Source organism: Thermocoleostomius sinensis A174, assembly GCF_026802175.1.
Lineage (GTDB): Bacteria > Cyanobacteriota > Cyanobacteriia > Elainellales > Elainellaceae > Thermocoleostomius > Thermocoleostomius sinensis.
This window is the reverse complement of sequence record NZ_CP113797.1, coordinates 1,832,050-1,847,662: the sequence shown is the minus strand read 5'-3', so window position 1 is coordinate 1,847,662 and position 15,613 is coordinate 1,832,050. Positions and strand designations below refer to the sequence as shown.

The window sequence follows — 15,613 nt, the reverse complement described above, 5'->3', positions numbered from 1 at the left end:
AAGGGTGAGGGATGAAAATTAAAAAATCAACCGTTTTTCTATTGTTAGCCGCGCTAGCACTGGGGGGCATCACGGTTCTGACGGTGCAGACGCAGCAGCCTTCCTCAGAGCAAACGGCAGAGGGTGAGCCGCAAGATTTGTTTGCGTTTCAAGAAGCTCAGGTGCAATCTTTTACGCTAGAAAACCGATCGGAGTCTTTTCGGTTTGAGCGCAATGAGGAAGGACAATGGCAAATGCTGGAACCGGAACAGCAACGGGCGAGCGATGCTTCGATCGCATTTCTGTTAAATCAAATGGCGGCGGCGGAAAGTACCCGATCGATCACCATCTCAGCTAATGAGCGATCGGATTTTGGCTTGGACGATCCGTTGGCAACGGTGGATGTGACGTTAGACAACCAGGAAACTCATCGGCTGGTTTTAGGTGGCTATGACTTTAACCGCAGCTTTCTCTATGCGCTCGTTGATCCAGCCGCAGACGAGAACGCAGATTTGCAGGTGTTTCTGGTGTCACCAAATTTTGAAAATGCAGTAATTCGTCCACGGGAAGACTGGAAAGCTACCGAGGAGACCAGTCCAGAATCTAGTCCAACTCCTAGCCCAGACGCTAGCCCGTCGTCCACCGAATCAGCCGCTCCGGAGGCTTCACCCAGCCCATTGCCCAGTGAAGTAGAAGCCAGCCCTTCTCCCACTGATCCAGCTAGCCCAGCCAATTCAGAGTAATAACAAAGCGGCGTGGCTGAATTCAAGTCAGAATTCAAGTCGGATTTGCCCTCATCCCCACCCCTGCTTCCAGCGGAAGCAGAAAGCCAGATCGCTGCCTCGCCAGTTGGGCGAGGACTAGGGTGAGGGGCAGTCAGAATCCTCGATGCAGCCATGCCAACAAAGCTTCTCCTATTCCAGCCGCACTCGTGGAGAGGGAGACTGGCGTCCTCGTTGTTGCCATTCCTGAATCTGCTGTTGAGCGGCGGCATAAGCTTCAGCATAGGACGGAATGCTGCGGGCGGTGGCAATCGCTCCTGCTACATCATAATTCGCTTGCGATCGCGCCATCTCCAGAATTCGCCAACTCCATTGACTAATCATGCGGTTGGCCTCTGCCCGGACTGAATCGTTCGTGGGAACTTCATTCGCTAATTGAATAGCGCTGAGCAGCATCGCCGGGGTACCAGCATTGGCAGTGCTGTAGGCCTGTTGCAGCCGATCGCGTTCTGAGAACTGACCGCGCCAAGTTTGAATCTCGGCTTGAGCTTCGTCATACAGTACCCGTTCGGTGCTAATTTGCTCGGCCACACGAATTGCCTGGGCTAAATTGCCCTGTCGCGCATATTGTCTTGCTAAATCTAATACCGGCTGGTCTTGCGATCGCTGCATCTGAGCACTCCAATCCGCGATATCAGACTGAGCCTCGTCATACAGTGCTCGTCCAGATGAAATGCGTCCAGCAACATCGATCGCCTCGACCAAATTGCCATTATTGGCCAACAATCGCGCTCGATTCAGTAACGGCTGATCTTGAATGCGCTGAATCTCCCCGCGCCACGCGGCAATTTGGGTATCGGCTTCTTCAGACAAGGCCCGACCGTGACCAATTCGTCTAGCTTCATCGATCGCCGCTTGCAGCGAATTGATATCTCCCTGACTTGCTAGTTGCATCGCCCGATCAAGATAAGGTCGATCTTCAGCCGTTTCGATCGTGGTTTGCCACTCATTAATAGCCTGTTGCGCCTCAGCCCCACGTGGATTAAACGACGGAATTAAACTCGCTTCTGCAATTGCTGCTCGCAGATCCCCTAGTGAACCACCTTGAGCAAGTTGTCGAGCCGAACCAAGCCGCTGTACGTCTTCAATTTCAAGCTGCCAATAGCTGATCAGTTGTTGAGCTTTGTTGTAAAGCGGCCGATCGCGCTCAATTCTTTGGGCACGGCTGATAGCCGCCTGAATATCATCTGTCGTGCCACCCCATGCCTGGACTTGTGCTTCTGCTAGAGAGCGAAAATCCTTCACTTCATCCTGTACCCCAGCCCGCGCGGGAATTTGCTGTACCACCGCCAACGCGCCCTCATAATCGCGTTGATCGAGCGTCGCTTGAGCCAAATCCAGCATAGCCTCGCCAAAATCGGCGATTGCCTGCTGGGCCCTAGCCGCCAGTGGACTGCTGGATCTCACTTCTTCGGCTAGCTTAATGGCCGCCAATAGATTGTCTAGTCCACCCTGATCAGCCAACCCTTTAGCTTTGTTCAGCTTGTCAGAATCTTGCCGCGTGACAGTAATCAGCGTATTGAGTTCTCTGTACTTCGTGGTTTGCCAAAAATCATTATCAACGCCCAGCAACCGAGTCGCGATCGAAAACGCTTTGCGGAGGTCTTGTTGCTTGAGCGCATCGATCGAGTCTTGATAAATGGCTTCAGCATTGGCCCAAATTGTTTGCCAGTCCTTTATCTGTTGCGTCACAAGCCCAGCCGCTTCTGTGTTATTGGGAATGCGTTTAGCTGTGGCAATCGCCTTATCTAAATCCCCTTGCTGAAAGGTTTCATCGGCCAATGCCAAGATTTCCTTCGACCAAGCTTCAATATTGCGATCGATTTCAGGACGCAAGGCATGATTTTCAGGCAAGCTATTCACCAGCGCGATCGCCTTGAGTAGATCCTCCACTGTGCGACGCTCGGCACTCAGTTGAGCACAATAGATTCGCAACGAAGCCGAGGCAGTGGGCCAAAAGATAGCAGGGCAATTGGGCAACGACGGCAACCGAAACAACGTCATGGCTGAAATAATGCCCAAGCCACTGAAGGCAACCGCCGACGTAATGCCCCAAAACAGCCAGTTTTTGGGAAATTGCAGAGAAAACCGAGAGCGAGAATTTGTGGCGTCATCGAACTCTGTTACCAGGGGCAACTCGATCGGCGCAGCAGATGCGATCGATGATGCCGAAGTCGATATAGAGGGCGAGGACGCTGTAGACGAAGCGCTATATTCAGGGTTGGTCCGAGCTTCTGGAGACTGAGGGACGGCGGACTGGCGATAGAGGCTGGTGTAAGGTTGGGATAACGGCACAAAGGCCGGAATACCAGCGCGTCCAGATTGAGAGGCAGGAGGTTTTGCCTGACTCTGCGCCTTGTCCAGGTTTCCTGCCTCTGAAGGATAGTCTGGTGTTCCATGATTTTGAGTCATACCTCACTCCACCACGACAATGCCGTAATCCTACACTCTACTTCCCAATACCGCACGATTGACATCAGCACAAGCATAGATTTCTTAGAGTACCGCTACAGTACAACAAAAACCTAGATGCTTGTCACCTTCTTTGGTAATCCTCTAGAAGCAAAAGCCAAATCAGGATGTTCCGGTGATCAGGATAGCAAACTTACAGTCAAGTCGAGAGGTCACAGGATAGCAATTTCGTCAATCCACAACTCAAACGGCACACCCATCTCAGCCGGAGGACACACCCGAATTTTGGCACTGGGGCAGAAACGAGCCAGTTGATTCGCCAAGGGAATGAGGTTATTCAGCACCCGCCAGTTGACGGCTGCATTGGGGCAAGCCAATACCAACGTCAGGGCCCGAGCGCGAGTAGTCACATGCCATTGACACTGACAAAGCAATCCTTGAATCACTCCATCACACGCTTCATAAAACCGCTTCGTAATGGATTCCTCCAGTTGACGATGCAGCCTTTGGTCAAGCTCAAAGCCACTGGTTGGCGGTAAATCTTCTGGAGGAAGAAATGTTGGATTCATCGGATATGCTCCTCGATCGATTGAGCGATCGTTCAATCGCTACCCCATAGTAGCCATTTAAATACCGATTGCCGAGCAACCAACAGATTTTTAGCTTGTTTGCAGTTTTTGCAAGCGGGGGTTGGGAAGTGGAAGTTGAGGGTTGGCGCATCCCCTACAACCACACAGAGACGAAAGTGGGATGTACCTTCCCTATCCCCCATTCCCTACTCCTCATTCCTTAAACCAATCGAGCCGTAGCAATGGCCACCTGTCCCAGCAACAGATCAGCATGACGACACGGAAACAGCCGGTGGGTGAAAACAGCTAATCCCAACTGCGATAAACACTGCGTTACTTGCTGCAATAGAACCGAATTTTGGAACACCTTGCCTGTGAGTGCCACCTGCTGAAAGGCATACTGCTCTTGCAAATGTGCAACCATCTGCCCGATCGCCTGCGACAAGCCAACATGAAACCGAGCCGCCATGAGTGCAGTCGGGGTGTGTTGCAGTAAATCTTCTAGCAGGGCTTGCCACATCGATCGGGATTCTAGATAGGGCAATGCCGTATCTCGTCCCAAGTATTTCAGTTCAAACGGATAAGACGAATCCTGCACTTGGTCTAAATGCTCTGGCTGAACTAAGGCTGCCAGGGCCAGCGATCCGTGTCCCATGCAGATGGGCTGACTGCGACCAATGCCAATCGCCGTTGCCACTGCATCAAACAAGCAACTGACCGAGGAAGTCAAGGGAGCCTGAACTCGCTGGATCAGCAATTGGCTGAGGACCGAGCGGGGTTGCTGATTCAAAAATTGCAGTAGTTCCAGATCGCCATAGACCGCCTGCAAATCTTCCCAGTCGAATGCAGCAATTAGATGAGAATAGGTATTGCACCACGGTCGATCGAGCGTCTGCCCGGCATTCAATACTGATACAGGCTTAAACGTGCCCACCCGCTGACAATGCCGATAGTTTGCCAAGAAAAACTCTCCTCCCCATAGAGTTCCATTTTCGCTGTAGTCAAATTCATCTAGCGCAACACTGAGGACAGCCCGTGCGTGAAGCGGGCAATGGTTCTCTGCTAGGCAAGCAGCGACATGGGCATGGTGATGTTGAATGGGTGGCAACGGCAACGGCTGCCTTGAGGTGGGTTTCCGCTTCGAGGATCTCTGCACCAATTTTCGCGGTGCTAATTTTCGCGATCGGTTTGGCGACGGCGATCGAGTGGCAGATAGTCCCGGACGCTTAAACCGTTTCAGCATCACATCAAACAAAAGTCGTTCAGGCAAGATCTGTTGAGGATTGTCCGCCCTTAACAGGGAAGCTTCTGACTGAGATTTAGCGATGTCAGGTGGCGCGTCGCTCATCAAGCTGTGATTAACCGCTCCAGAACGACCCTGCTCAGCAGAATTTTCAAGACTCTTTGTGAACTCACTTGTCAGTCCAGTAGACACAAGCCTCTCATCACATTGAGACAGAGATTGAGCGATCGATCGCGTGCCACCCTGTTTGTGAGCGATCGACGATTCAACAATGGAAGCATAATGGGCTTGAGAAGATTGCTTGTGACGATTGTGACGTTCAGTCGTAGTATGTCTATTGGTAGTATGCATGACCCAGCCGTAGGGACGAACAACGAAAGTGAGATAGAGCTTGCTTAACGACCCCGCTCATTCATGGCCGCAAGGCCGAACCATTAAATCAGAACAACTCCTAAACAGGCTGCTCACTGTGAGCACCTGCCGTCTACCTTCGGTTGATAAGGCAAGGAAGTTGGTTTAGCCACAGATTAAGTCAAATGAGGGAAACCAGTGCCGTGATCTTGAGGGGAATGCTGCGCTTGATGTGAGGATTGGTGTGATAGATGACAGATGGTGTCACCCAACTCTGAAACCGATCTTGAGCCAAAGAACCCATAAAGGCATAGATTGGGCGTTCATTCCACAACGAGCGGTTTCCCATACACAACTCCAATCTGGTCTGTAATTTCCAGCGTTCTTAGTTTCTAGGTAATGGGAATTCGATTAACGGGAACTAGCACGAAGCCTCGCAGATCCCTACAATACCATTGAATTAATTATTTGAGAATCATTCTCAAGGTCAAAGCTCAAGTCTGTGTCACATCCATCATCACGAAATGATGACTTGATTGACTCTCGATACCTCACGACTTTTTCGCTCAAACAGCGTCTATACAACATTTTCAGCTAAGTTTAACCAGATACCCGGCTAAATCTTAATCTTTTTTATCAATTAACTAGGGTTTTCCCACACATTCCACACAGTTTCCACAGGCTCTTTGTTGTTTTCCACAGGATTTGCCTCGGTTTTCCACAGGCGAATGACGATTCTTCCCGTAGACGCTGGTACTTGCTCTTGAATCTGGGGATTATCGATCGTTGCAACCAGGGTCTCTCTCAGTGCTGAGTTTTCGTTGAGAGATGTAACAAAAATGAACCGGAAAGACTTATTCTCTCGTGAGGTGATTCAAAGTGCGAACTGCGTGCCATAATTTGCCAGCATTGACAGCCTTGCCCCCTACTAGCCAAAATGATGCGACCAACCTATGAAGCACGCCTTGATCTTTGCTGCCGTTTGCCCCACAGGGTTTCTGTACGGCGATCGGATGTAGTCGAGATGGATATGGCGCTGCTTTTAGCTGCGGTGTTTGCGTTGACCTATCGTTTGGAGCCAAGTTTGGAGTCCTTCTCTGAAGTTACTCACTTTTGCTCCAAATAGGGCCGTGCCACACTATGAGCCGCCAATGCAAAGTCGCTCGTTTACCAGCCATAGGAGGGTTGATCCTGTTTCCTGTTTTCTTTTCTTAAATCAGCGCAAGAGGTCTTTTATGAACGCAACCGTCAGCATCTTGGCAGAAATTCCAGAGGAACTTCATGAATCACTGTTGGGGTTTCTTGAAACTCACCCTGACTGGGATCACGATCGGGTGTTTTGTGCGGCGTTATCGCTGTTTTTGCTGCAAAATGGCAACAGCAGTACCCCAGATGCCTCTCGCAGTTATCGTCGGGCTGCACGAGTCTATCTCGATACATTGTTCAAGCACGCTGTTTAACCTAGAATCTGCTGTTGATTCTCAAGCCATGATTTCCAGAACAATCGTTGCCTAAACCCAATGATTGCCTGAAGCTGCTCAACTGTGTGTCACTGAAACGGTTCGCCTGCTGTTACTTCGAGCCAGTCGATCGTCGCCTTAATTTAAAGTTTTCTTACCATTACATTGCAACAGGAATCGGGAATGGGCCATTGGGGTTGTAACTCCAGACGCCCATTGCCTGTTTCCTGCATGGTTTCTGCTGTCATCAAGCGGCTGGCAATTCGGTAAAATGAGGCTGAATTCAAAAGGATGCAATCTATGAACTACCTTTGGTTCAAAGCATTTCATATAGTAGGCGTGGTCGCCTGGTTTGCAGGATTGTTTTATATTGGGCGTTTATTTGTCTATCACAGGGAAGCCAACGAGCAACCCGAACCCGCTCGCACGATTCTTCAGCAGCAATATCAATTGATGGAGAAGCGGCTATATAAGATCATCATGACACCGGGCATGGTGTTCACGGTGATTATGGCGATCGCCATGTTAATTACGGCTCCTGAGCTTTTAAAAGAACCCTGGCTTCATGCCAAGCTAGGGTTAGTGGCGCTTTTGGTTGGCTATCACCATTATTGTGGTCGTCTGATCAAACAGATGGAGCAAGGAAAATTTACCTGGGGCAGTCAGCAGCTACGCGGACTGAATGAAGTTCCCACCATTTTTCTAGTGGTGATTGTGCTACTAGCAGTATTCAAAAATCAGTTGCCAACAGATATTACTGCTTGGGCCGTGTTGGGCATGATCGTTGCCTTTGCGGCTATCATCCAGCTTTATGCGCGCAAGCGACGACTCGATCAAGAGAAGCAGGCGGCTTTGAATACAGATGTCAGCAAGATGGAAGGCTCAGCTTCTTAGCGCCTATCCGGAACGCTCGATCGCTATTGATGAATTTCAGGTAAGGTGGGCAGTGCTCACCTTAATTTTTTTACAGAGCAGACCCATGGGTACAGCGATCGGGCAGACATATCACTCAGCAGCATGAAGTGGGTCCACTCGTACTTTGCTAAACTGCGATTTGTTCTTGGCGTAAAAACCATTCATGCAGCGAATTTGTGTGTTTTGTGGTTCTAATGTTGGGGCCCGATCGATCTATCAACAATCTGCCCAAACCTTGGCTCAGGTGTTGGTGCAGCGGCAGATTGAACTGGTCTATGGTGGTGGCAGAGTTGGGCTGATGGGAATCATTGCAGATGCGGTGTTGGCTGCTGGAGGAAAGGCGATCGGCGTCATTCCAAAAGCATTGGCGGATAAAGAAGTTGCCCATGCTGGACTATCGCAGTTACACCTAGTGTCCTCCATGCACGAACGCAAAGCGCTGATGGCGGATCTGGCGGATGGCTTTATCGCTATGCCCGGTGGATATGGCACGTTTGAAGAATTTTGCGAAGTTTTAACCTGGACGCAGTTGGGCATTCATCAAAAACCCTGTGGGTTACTCAATGTGGCTGGATTTTACGATCTACTGTTGTCTATGCTGGATCATGCTACCGCCGAACAGTTTATTCGCCCTATGCATCGATCGCTTGTGCTAGACGCCGCAGATCCTAGCGAATTACTAGATGAACTTGCTGCCTTTCAACCTCTCACACTGGACAAGTGGGCTTTAGATAAATTAGATGTACGCGATCGCTAACTCAGCCTATAGCGGTGAATTGACGATGAATCCAACTTTTGAAACTGATCGCCTGCTGATTCGTCCTTGGCAGCCAGAGCAAGATGCCGCCCCAGCCTTCGCCATTTATGGTGATCCAGAGGTGATGCACTTTATTCGTCCGCCAGAACCAAGCATTGCCGCCGTGCAACAATATCTGGAAACAATCAGGACGCAGTATGCCGCCCTCAACAACGGCACTGGCTCTTGGGCGATTATCGACAAATCGATCGGGGAAATTGTGGGAGGAGTGTTGTTGAAGCAGTTGCCAGACAACAACAACAATCCGACTCAGGATTATGAGGTGGGTTGGCATTTGCGGAGAACTGCTTGGGGACAGGGATATGCCACAGAAGCAGGACAGGTAGCGTTGACCTACGGATTTGACCAACTGAAGTTGCCCGTAATTTATGCGGTGGCTATTCCCGAAAATCAGGCATCGATTCGGGTGATGCAGCGATTGCGTATGCAACCGGGGGGGAGAGTATTCTGTTATTACAACGAAGAACTAGAGCTTTATTATCTAAATGCAGCAGATTTTTATTTCCATCGAACCAGTGGCAACTGAACTCGAACGGTTGTTCCTGTGCGGGCATCGGAATTGATCAACAATTGACCCTGATGAGCTTTTACAATTCGTCGCACCATCGCCAAACCCAATCCATTACCGTTTGCTTTTGCGGTAAAAATCGGGGTTCCTAGTTTTGCTAAAATTTCTGCTGGAATTAGTTTACCGCTATTGCGAACACTAATTAGAATTTGATTGGTAGTGCAATCAGAATCAATATGCCAAGTAATGATTTCTCAATCTTCTACTGCTTCACCCGCATTCTTAATTAAATTAATGAATATTTGTCTTAACTTATCGCGATCGCCTAAAATCCATGCTGCTGACAGGGTAGAAATTAATTCAATTTTGCGGTTCATCATTGCTGGAAGACTCCGAACTGCTTCTAGCATTTCGGTGACAAATTCGTTGATTTCAAGTTCTGCACATTGCAAAACTTGATGGCGGGTGTACAGTAACATTTCATTCAGCAATCGCTTTAACCGCTCTGCTTCTTCTAGAGCTAAACTGGGTCGCTGTTGAGCGAAATCTATCAAGTTTAGATTACAGAAACTCGTTAACCCCATTAGTACCGTTGTGAGGATTAGTACCATTGTGAGGGGGTTTCGCACTTCATGAACAATCATGGCTGCCAGTTCCCCAATTTCGGCTAGTCGAGACATGGCCTGTTCGGCTTGCTTCCGATCGCGAATATCACGCACAACCGCTAACTCTAGTAACCGAGCGCCTGATTCAAACAAGCAAATACTTGCCTCCACGGGAACCAGTGTTCCGTCCTTACACCAATAAACGCTCTCCAGCATAATCGGCTCTCCTGAATCGTGACGTTAATGAGCAAAGGATGCATGAGCGGGTCTGTACCCTAGAACGAATCAGTGGCAAGAATGGATGGGGTTGCTGCTGCATGGTTGCTGAAGATATGGGTTAAATACTTCTCATTCATTCTACAGTGCTCGTCAAATCAACCCGATCGAGAGGGTGGAAGGTGGTTGGAGAATACTGTTAGGCTGTCCGTGCGGGCGGTTATTGAAGGCGATTTGTCCTCCTGAATTCTCTTTGATCAGTTCAGGATGATGCTTTTAAAAGCAATTGTTATTATTTCTTTACGAAAACTCTATCCAAAGTTGTAGCGATTGGGTTTCATAAAAAATCGTAGAATAACGATCGAGCGAGTAATTAAATAGGCACACAGCTTCTCTGCTTACCTAGGGCAAACCCTGCTTGATTGTAGAGGAATTTCGCCTGGAAAGAGCCTTCATTCTTTGCGTTCTGTCGATCGCTCTGATTGAAATTACAGAGAAAATAAGCTGTTTAAATCAATTTAAATCAATAATAGTAAGGGCTGAAATTTCAACCATTGCTATTAGATGTTCTTTCATTTGTTTGACTTGCTTTATTTATTTTTCGAGTGTGATCGGAGTGAAGAGAATGAAATTATTTAATCACCAAACACAACTCTTATCGGTTTTATATTTAACTGGATTTTTTTCTAGCATCATTTTCTCTACTGAACAAGTCGCTAAAGCAGATGAAGCGGTGTCATTAGAATCTAGCTTTGTCGCGACACCATCTGTGGTTAAACCAACTGCCGTCGCTGTTGTCAGTCCAGTGATAGAGTCGATCGACACGTCAACAGTTCTAGAAGCGGCGGATGTCCCTTTAGACGATTCGCTGTTGCACATTGCGCCATCAAGCTCCTTAGAACTCGTCTCATCTCTTCAGTCCTCTGCGCCCGATGTAGCAGCGACAGTGCCTCAATCCACCCCTCTCCAGTCCGAATGGTTAGCGTCGCAAGATTTGGGGCAAGTCACCTCAGTAACGCAGCTATCGGATGTGCAACCCACCGACTGGGCTTATCAAGCGCTGCAATCTCTAGTAGAACGATATGGCTGTATTGCCGGATACCCAGACGGAACCTATCGAGGGCAAAGTGCTATGACGCGCTATGAATTTGCCGCCGGACTTAATGCCTGTCTCGATCGCATCAGTGAATTAATTGCCGCTAGTACCGCCGATTTGGCTACTCGCGAAGATTTGGTCACGCTACAGCGATTACAAGAAGAATTTGCCGCTGAACTGGCAACATTACGGGGACGTGTGGATGATCTAGAAGTGCGAACAGCCGAACTGGAAGCAAATCAATTTTCAACCACTACAAGGCTTAATGGCGAAACAATTTTTGCTCTCAGCAGTATTATCACCGGAGATAATGCAGAGGGTGATTCTGCACCTAGAATTCCAACGGGTGGATACCGCGTTCGTCTCAATTTTGATACCAGTTTCTTCGGTGAAGATTTACTGACGGCACGATTGCAGACTGGCAATGTTGAACCTTTGGGAGGAACCAATAGTGGAGTACTATTGACCAATGAAGGACGAATTGAATATGACGGAAACAGTGACGGAGATCTTTCTTTGGCACTATTGCGCTATGTGTTTCCGATCGGTTCTGATACTGAAGTGTACATTGCCGGCACTGGCAACGGGTTTGTGGATTTGGGTGCTTCAACCCAATTGAACCCTTACTTTGACGGCAGAGCGGTGTCGCTGTTTGCATTACGCAATCCCATTTACAACTACTCCTTTGGCGCGGGGCTGGGGCTGCGACAGCTATTTTTTGATGAAGCGTTGGAACTGAACTTGGGCTATTTGGTTCCAGATACCAGCGATCCGGTTCCGGGCGGTGGCTTATTTAACGGCAAATATGGCGCATTGGCTCAACTGATTGCTTATCCGTTTGATCAAAGATTATTGCGGTTGGGTTTAACCTACATCAATGCCTATTCACCCAGCGATGAGTTTGGGTTAGCCACGGGCAGCAACTTAGCCAACGACAGTTTCGATCGCCCAGTAATTACCAATGCTTACGGACTTTCAGGTGTATTTGATATTACTCCGAATGTGGCGATCGGGGGATGGGTTGGCTACTCAAATCATCGATACATTGGTAGAGGTGACGGTAATGTCTGGAACTGGGCAGCTAATCTTGCATTCGTTGATTTAGGTGGTGAAGGCAACACACTCGGATTCGTCGTGGGGATGGAACCCAAACTGACCGATATTGATGACAGTGTAAATGGCGGTGAAACCGATGAAGATACATCACTGCATCTCGAAGCTTTTTATAGCTATGTCATTTCCGACAATCTCGACATCACGCCGGGGGTGATTTGGTTGACGGCTCCCAATCACAATAACGACAATGACGATGTGGTGATTGGTGTCTTGCGAACTCGCTTCTTCTTCTAACTGGTCTTCTATCACCGGGGCAACCACCGATCGCTGTAAAATGGTTGGTGTGTGTCCTGCGGAGGCGTATGACTGAACCACGCAATTCCAACGACTCGCAGCCCTCTAGCGAACCTTCAAATGATGCCCCTACGCCCACATCCAAGCCGGATTGGTCGCGTCAAGTTTTTAGCGTTTGGAACGAAGCGTCGTCGCAATTGTCGAAACGGTTGCCGATCGATCGGGTAGCCCAAACAATCGTCAGTTGGTTCAGCGTTAGTGAATCCCAAGTAGCAGAAATTCTAGAGTCGGTTCGCCAAGAATTGCCCACCACTGAAGCATTGCTGATTGGCAAACCCCAAGCCGGAAAAAGTTCGATCGTGCGTGGATTAACAGGCGTTTCGGCAGACATTGTGGGACAAGGATTTCGTCCTCATACTCAGCACACCCAGCGATATGCCTATCCGTCCAGCGATCTGCCGCTGCTAATCTTCACCGATACGGTGGGGCTAGGGGATGTTAACCAGGATACGCAAGCCGTGATTCAGGACTTAATCGGCGACCTACAACAGGAAAGTCATAGTGCAAGAGTGCTGATCTTAACGATCAAAGTCAATGATTTTGCCACCGATACGCTGCGACTCATTGCCCAACAGTTGCGACAACAGTATCCCAACATTCCTTGCCTACTAGCGGTGACGTGTTTGCATGAGGTTTACCCCGCCGATGTGGTCGATCATCCAGCTTATCCACCCATGTTTGCCGACATCAACCGCTCCTTTGCGCTTATGCAGCAGACCTTTGCTGGCTTGTTCGATCGAGCGGTATTGCTAGATTTCACCCTCGAAGAAGACGGTTATAATCCTGTCTTTTATGGACTAGAAGCCTTGCGCGATGCCCTGTCTGATTTGTTGCCCGAAGCCGAAGCACGTGCCATCTATCAGCTACTCGATCGCGACGAAGCCAGCAAACAATTGGGTAATCTTTACCGTGATGTAGGACGGCGCTACATTTTGGCGTTTGCTATTATGGCTGCTACCATCGCCGCCGTCCCCCTGCCCTTTGCCACGATGCCAGTTCTCACCGCACTTCAGGTATCGATGGTGACAGCGTTAGGGAAACTGTATGGGCAAATCCTGTCTCCTTCTCAAGCAGGTGGAATTGTGAGTGCAATTGCCGGCGGCTTTTTGGCTCAGGCGATCGGGCGGGAGCTCATTAAGTTTATCCCTGGCTTTGGCAGCGTCATTGCGGCCTCATGGGCAGCGGCATATACCTGGTCGTTAGGGGAAGGAGCCTGCGTTTATTTTGGCGACCTCATGGGGGGCAAAAAACCTGATCCTGCCAAAATTCAAGCCGTGATGCAAGAAGCGTTTAAGTCAGCAAAAGAACGATTTCGCAGCATGAAATGATGTAGACAGCCCAACTGAACAAAATTCAACCCAATCAGACTAATACCTATTCATTTGGTGGGAGCAGGGGCGGGGATGAGGGCAATACAGAATCTGCATAATACCTTAGAAAAGTCGCCCATGATGTTAGTTGGTAATTGGTAATTGGTCATCAAGAATTGGTCAATTCCTGACTCCCGACTCCCCATTCCCCATTCCCGACTCCAACCTCAACTCTCATCGCTTCCGAATTGGCGTGCCACAAGGATAGGTTGCAACAGGTTCACGCACGGGAACAGGTTGAACCAGGGTTTGTGCCACTGCCACAGTTGGCTGTTCGGGGCGTCGTAGTTGAGCTGCATAGTAGTCCATCCGCAACCGCTCCAGTAAGTCTTCCCGCCGATCGTACAAGCGCTTCAGCGGACGCGGTTCACATTGGTTGATAGCATAGGCTGTGATGATGGGTAGAGCGATCGTACTGTCGGTATAGCAGACGATTGTGCTGGGCAATTCCTCTGGATCAACTTTGCCCCAACTGACCGCTTCGGCGGGGGTTGCACCCGACAGTCCACCTGTATCAGGACGCGCATCGGTAATTTGGATAAAGTAGTCGTGGCCGCGTTCTTCGAGTCCCAGAACTTCATGAAGTTGCGGTTGGGTTTGCAGCAAAAAATTCTTGGGGCTACCGCCGCCAATAATGAGCGCCGCACTTTTGCCTTCTACATCGGGGATGCCAGATTCTCGGGCAGCATAAACGATCGCCGCTGTTTCATTCACATCCAGCATAGGATCGATGGTCAGATTAGAGCCTTCCAGTTGCAGCGCAGCCACATTCATGCCGATCGAACTATCGCCAGGAGACGAAGTGTAGATGGGAACACCACACTCGTAAGCCGTTGACAGCAAAGACGGATGGTTCACACCTAGTTGTTTTTCCAGTTCATAAACGTACTTGCCCAGCAGATAGTGAAATTCAGCCGTGCCCATGCGCTTCTGAAACGGTTCAGCTTTCAGTAATTCACGAATAAAGGCATCTGTTTCCAGCAGTACATCATATCCGAACACAATGTCATAGATACGAATGCGTCCTTCTTGACGCAGCTTCACATCATCTACAAACGGATGACTGGCATAGAGATCTAAACCCAGTCCATAGTGCAGATCGTGATACAAGTTGGCTCCGGTGCTAATAATCCAATCCACAAATCCATGGCGGATCAAGGGGGCCAACACCGATACACCCAGTCCAGCCGGGGTCATGGCTCCAGAAAGGCTGAGTCCAACCGTGACCCCCTTCTGCAAAACATCGCGGCTGAGCAACTGACAAATTTCTCGCAGTCGGGCTGAATTATAGGCAGTGAAATACCCATCGATTAAGTCCACTACGCTGATGTCGCCTGGCATAGGGACGGGTGCAATTTTACGGCTGAGTGCGTTTGACATCACTGATACTCCCGATAAGTAAAAACTGAAAGATGACTTAAGTCAACAGAAGCAAAAAGAACCCTTACAGCCTTGCGCTTCAGAAGTTACTGATTAGAAGTCACTAAATCAGTTGCTGCCAATCGCCCGATCGCCCTCCTCCGTGCTTCTAAACCTAGAAGTGGAGCAAGCATCAACGCGCTCAAGCAACAGACAACCAAAATAGCTGCGATTGTGCAATCAAACTTCTGAAGACGGCCATAGCGCAATTCTTCAGGACTGTTTATTTGAAGTAAGTGAAGCTTTTGCTAGAGTGCCCGATCGACCGAGTTTGCAAGACACATTCCTAGGGCAAGATCAGACGCTAGCGCCATGCTAAACCTGTCTGCTTAATGTGACCTACTGCCTGCAAACCTACAGTTACAGGTCGATCAGAACATACTGGGCCCTTCACATCGATCGGCCCAAGACAGAGCGGGGTCAGTCAATCGTCTACGCTGCAACTTGATTTCCAGGTTCCA

At 49.2% G+C, this 15,613-nt stretch carries 15 protein-coding genes; 8 read left to right on the top strand and 7 right to left on the bottom strand.

Features of this window, described 5'->3' with window-relative positions; genetic code table 11:
- Positions 1–11: 11 nt before the first annotated feature.
- Positions 12–722, top strand: a complete 711-nt coding sequence (locus tag OXH18_RS08035) for a DUF4340 domain-containing protein (RefSeq protein ID WP_268611992.1) — start codon at positions 12–14, stop codon at positions 720–722.
- A 171-nt stretch (positions 723–893) separates the two neighbouring features.
- Here the strand turns inward: OXH18_RS08035 and OXH18_RS08030 are convergent, their stop codons facing one another.
- The 4 genes from OXH18_RS08030 to OXH18_RS08015 form a co-directional block, all read right to left on the bottom strand.
- Entirely contained in the window at positions 894–3,173 is a 2,280-nt protein-coding gene (locus OXH18_RS08030) for a hypothetical protein (protein ID WP_268611991.1), read from the bottom strand.
- 212 nt (positions 3,174–3,385) lie between these two features.
- Positions 3,386–3,742: a hypothetical protein gene (locus OXH18_RS08025; protein WP_268611990.1), complete on the bottom strand. Its 357-nt coding sequence runs from the start codon at positions 3,740–3,742 to the stop codon at positions 3,386–3,388.
- A 220-nt stretch (positions 3,743–3,962) separates the two neighbouring features.
- Entirely contained in the window at positions 3,963–5,336 is a 1,374-nt protein-coding gene (locus tag OXH18_RS08020) for a Kae1-like domain-containing protein (RefSeq protein ID WP_268611989.1), read from the bottom strand.
- Between the two features lie 181 nt (positions 5,337–5,517).
- Positions 5,518–5,685: a hypothetical protein gene (locus OXH18_RS08015; protein ID WP_268611988.1), complete on the bottom strand. Its 168-nt coding sequence runs from the start codon at positions 5,683–5,685 to the stop codon at positions 5,518–5,520.
- A gap of 588 nt (positions 5,686–6,273) precedes the next feature.
- Here OXH18_RS08015 and OXH18_RS08010 point away from each other — a divergent pair.
- The 5 genes from OXH18_RS08010 to OXH18_RS07990 all read left to right on the top strand — a co-directional run bounded on the left by OXH18_RS08010 (position 6,274) and on the right by OXH18_RS07990 (position 9,054).
- Positions 6,274–6,462, top strand: coding sequence for a hypothetical protein (locus tag OXH18_RS08010; RefSeq protein ID WP_268611987.1), 189 nt, complete (start codon positions 6,274–6,276; stop codon positions 6,460–6,462).
- A 109-nt stretch (positions 6,463–6,571) separates the two neighbouring features.
- Entirely contained in the window at positions 6,572–6,796 is a 225-nt protein-coding gene (locus OXH18_RS08005) for a DUF2811 domain-containing protein (RefSeq protein WP_268611986.1), read from the top strand.
- Between the two features lie 300 nt (positions 6,797–7,096).
- The gene (gene hemJ / locus OXH18_RS08000; protein WP_268611985.1) at positions 7,097–7,690 is read left to right on the top strand and encodes a protoporphyrinogen oxidase HemJ; all 594 of its coding nucleotides are present in this window, start codon (positions 7,097–7,099) and stop codon (positions 7,688–7,690) included.
- 184 nt (positions 7,691–7,874) lie between these two features.
- The gene (locus tag OXH18_RS07995) at positions 7,875–8,468 is read left to right on the top strand and encodes an LOG family protein (protein WP_268611984.1); all 594 of its coding nucleotides are present in this window, start codon (positions 7,875–7,877) and stop codon (positions 8,466–8,468) included.
- Positions 8,469–8,493: 25 nt separating this feature from the next.
- Positions 8,494–9,054, top strand: coding sequence for a GNAT family N-acetyltransferase (locus OXH18_RS07990; protein WP_268611983.1), 561 nt, complete (start codon positions 8,494–8,496; stop codon positions 9,052–9,054).
- Here OXH18_RS07990 and OXH18_RS25480 read toward each other — a convergent pair.
- Together OXH18_RS25480 and OXH18_RS07985 are read right to left on the bottom strand one after the other, a co-directional pair.
- On the bottom strand, positions 9,027–9,212 hold the full coding sequence (locus OXH18_RS25480; protein WP_390904389.1) for an ATP-binding protein: 186 nt from the start codon (positions 9,210–9,212) through the stop codon (positions 9,027–9,029). The genes OXH18_RS07990 and OXH18_RS25480 overlap by 28 nt on opposite strands.
- A gap of 78 nt (positions 9,213–9,290) precedes the next feature.
- A complete protein-coding gene (locus tag OXH18_RS07985) occupies positions 9,291–9,857 on the bottom strand; it encodes a histidine kinase dimerization/phospho-acceptor domain-containing protein (RefSeq protein WP_268611981.1) in 567 nt (188 codons plus the stop codon).
- Between the two features lie 625 nt (positions 9,858–10,482).
- Between OXH18_RS07985 and OXH18_RS07980 the strand changes: the two genes are divergently transcribed.
- Together OXH18_RS07980 and OXH18_RS07975 are read left to right on the top strand one after the other, a co-directional pair.
- Positions 10,483–12,303 (top strand): iron uptake porin, encoded by a 1,821-nt coding sequence (locus OXH18_RS07980; RefSeq protein WP_268611980.1) that lies wholly within the window; start codon positions 10,483–10,485, stop codon positions 12,301–12,303.
- A 68-nt stretch (positions 12,304–12,371) separates the two neighbouring features.
- Positions 12,372–13,691 (top strand): YcjF family protein, encoded by a 1,320-nt coding sequence (locus tag OXH18_RS07975; protein ID WP_268611979.1) that lies wholly within the window; start codon positions 12,372–12,374, stop codon positions 13,689–13,691.
- 216 nt (positions 13,692–13,907) lie between these two features.
- On the opposite strand, the gene OXH18_RS07970 is transcribed toward OXH18_RS07975, so the two are convergent.
- The gene (locus tag OXH18_RS07970) at positions 13,908–15,113 is read right to left on the bottom strand and encodes a homospermidine biosynthesis protein (RefSeq protein ID WP_268611978.1); all 1,206 of its coding nucleotides are present in this window, start codon (positions 15,111–15,113) and stop codon (positions 13,908–13,910) included.
- Between the last annotated feature and the right edge of the window lie 500 nt (positions 15,114–15,613).

Excerpts from the sequence above, each read along its gene's own strand:
- OXH18_RS08005 (WP_268611986.1), top strand. The coding sequence starts at position 6,572 with ATGAACGCAACCGTCAGCATCTTGGCAGAAATTCCAGAGGAACTTCAT.
- OXH18_RS07980 (WP_268611980.1), top strand. The coding sequence starts at position 10,483 with ATGAAATTATTTAATCACCAAACACAACTCTTATCGGTTTTATATTTA.
- OXH18_RS07985 (WP_268611981.1), bottom strand. The coding sequence starts at position 9,857 with ATGCTGGAGAGCGTTTATTGGTGTAAGGACGGAACACTGGTTCCCGTG.
- OXH18_RS08035 (WP_268611992.1), top strand. The coding sequence starts at position 12 with ATGAAAATTAAAAAATCAACCGTTTTTCTATTGTTAGCCGCGCTAGCA.
- OXH18_RS08025 (WP_268611990.1), bottom strand. The coding sequence starts at position 3,742 with ATGAATCCAACATTTCTTCCTCCAGAAGATTTACCGCCAACCAGTGGC.
- OXH18_RS07970 (WP_268611978.1), bottom strand. The coding sequence starts at position 15,113 with ATGTCAAACGCACTCAGCCGTAAAATTGCACCCGTCCCTATGCCAGGC.
- hemJ (WP_268611985.1), top strand. The coding sequence starts at position 7,097 with ATGAACTACCTTTGGTTCAAAGCATTTCATATAGTAGGCGTGGTCGCC.
- OXH18_RS08020 (WP_268611989.1), bottom strand. The coding sequence starts at position 5,336 with ATGCATACTACCAATAGACATACTACGACTGAACGTCACAATCGTCAC.
- OXH18_RS07995 (WP_268611984.1), top strand. The coding sequence starts at position 7,875 with ATGCAGCGAATTTGTGTGTTTTGTGGTTCTAATGTTGGGGCCCGATCG.
- OXH18_RS07975 (WP_268611979.1), top strand. The coding sequence starts at position 12,372 with ATGACTGAACCACGCAATTCCAACGACTCGCAGCCCTCTAGCGAACCT.
- OXH18_RS08010 (WP_268611987.1), top strand. The coding sequence starts at position 6,274 with ATGATGCGACCAACCTATGAAGCACGCCTTGATCTTTGCTGCCGTTTG.
- OXH18_RS07990 (WP_268611983.1), top strand. The coding sequence starts at position 8,494 with ATGAATCCAACTTTTGAAACTGATCGCCTGCTGATTCGTCCTTGGCAG.
- OXH18_RS08030 (WP_268611991.1), bottom strand. The coding sequence starts at position 3,173 with ATGACTCAAAATCATGGAACACCAGACTATCCTTCAGAGGCAGGAAAC.
- OXH18_RS08015 (WP_268611988.1), bottom strand. The coding sequence starts at position 5,685 with ATGGGAAACCGCTCGTTGTGGAATGAACGCCCAATCTATGCCTTTATG.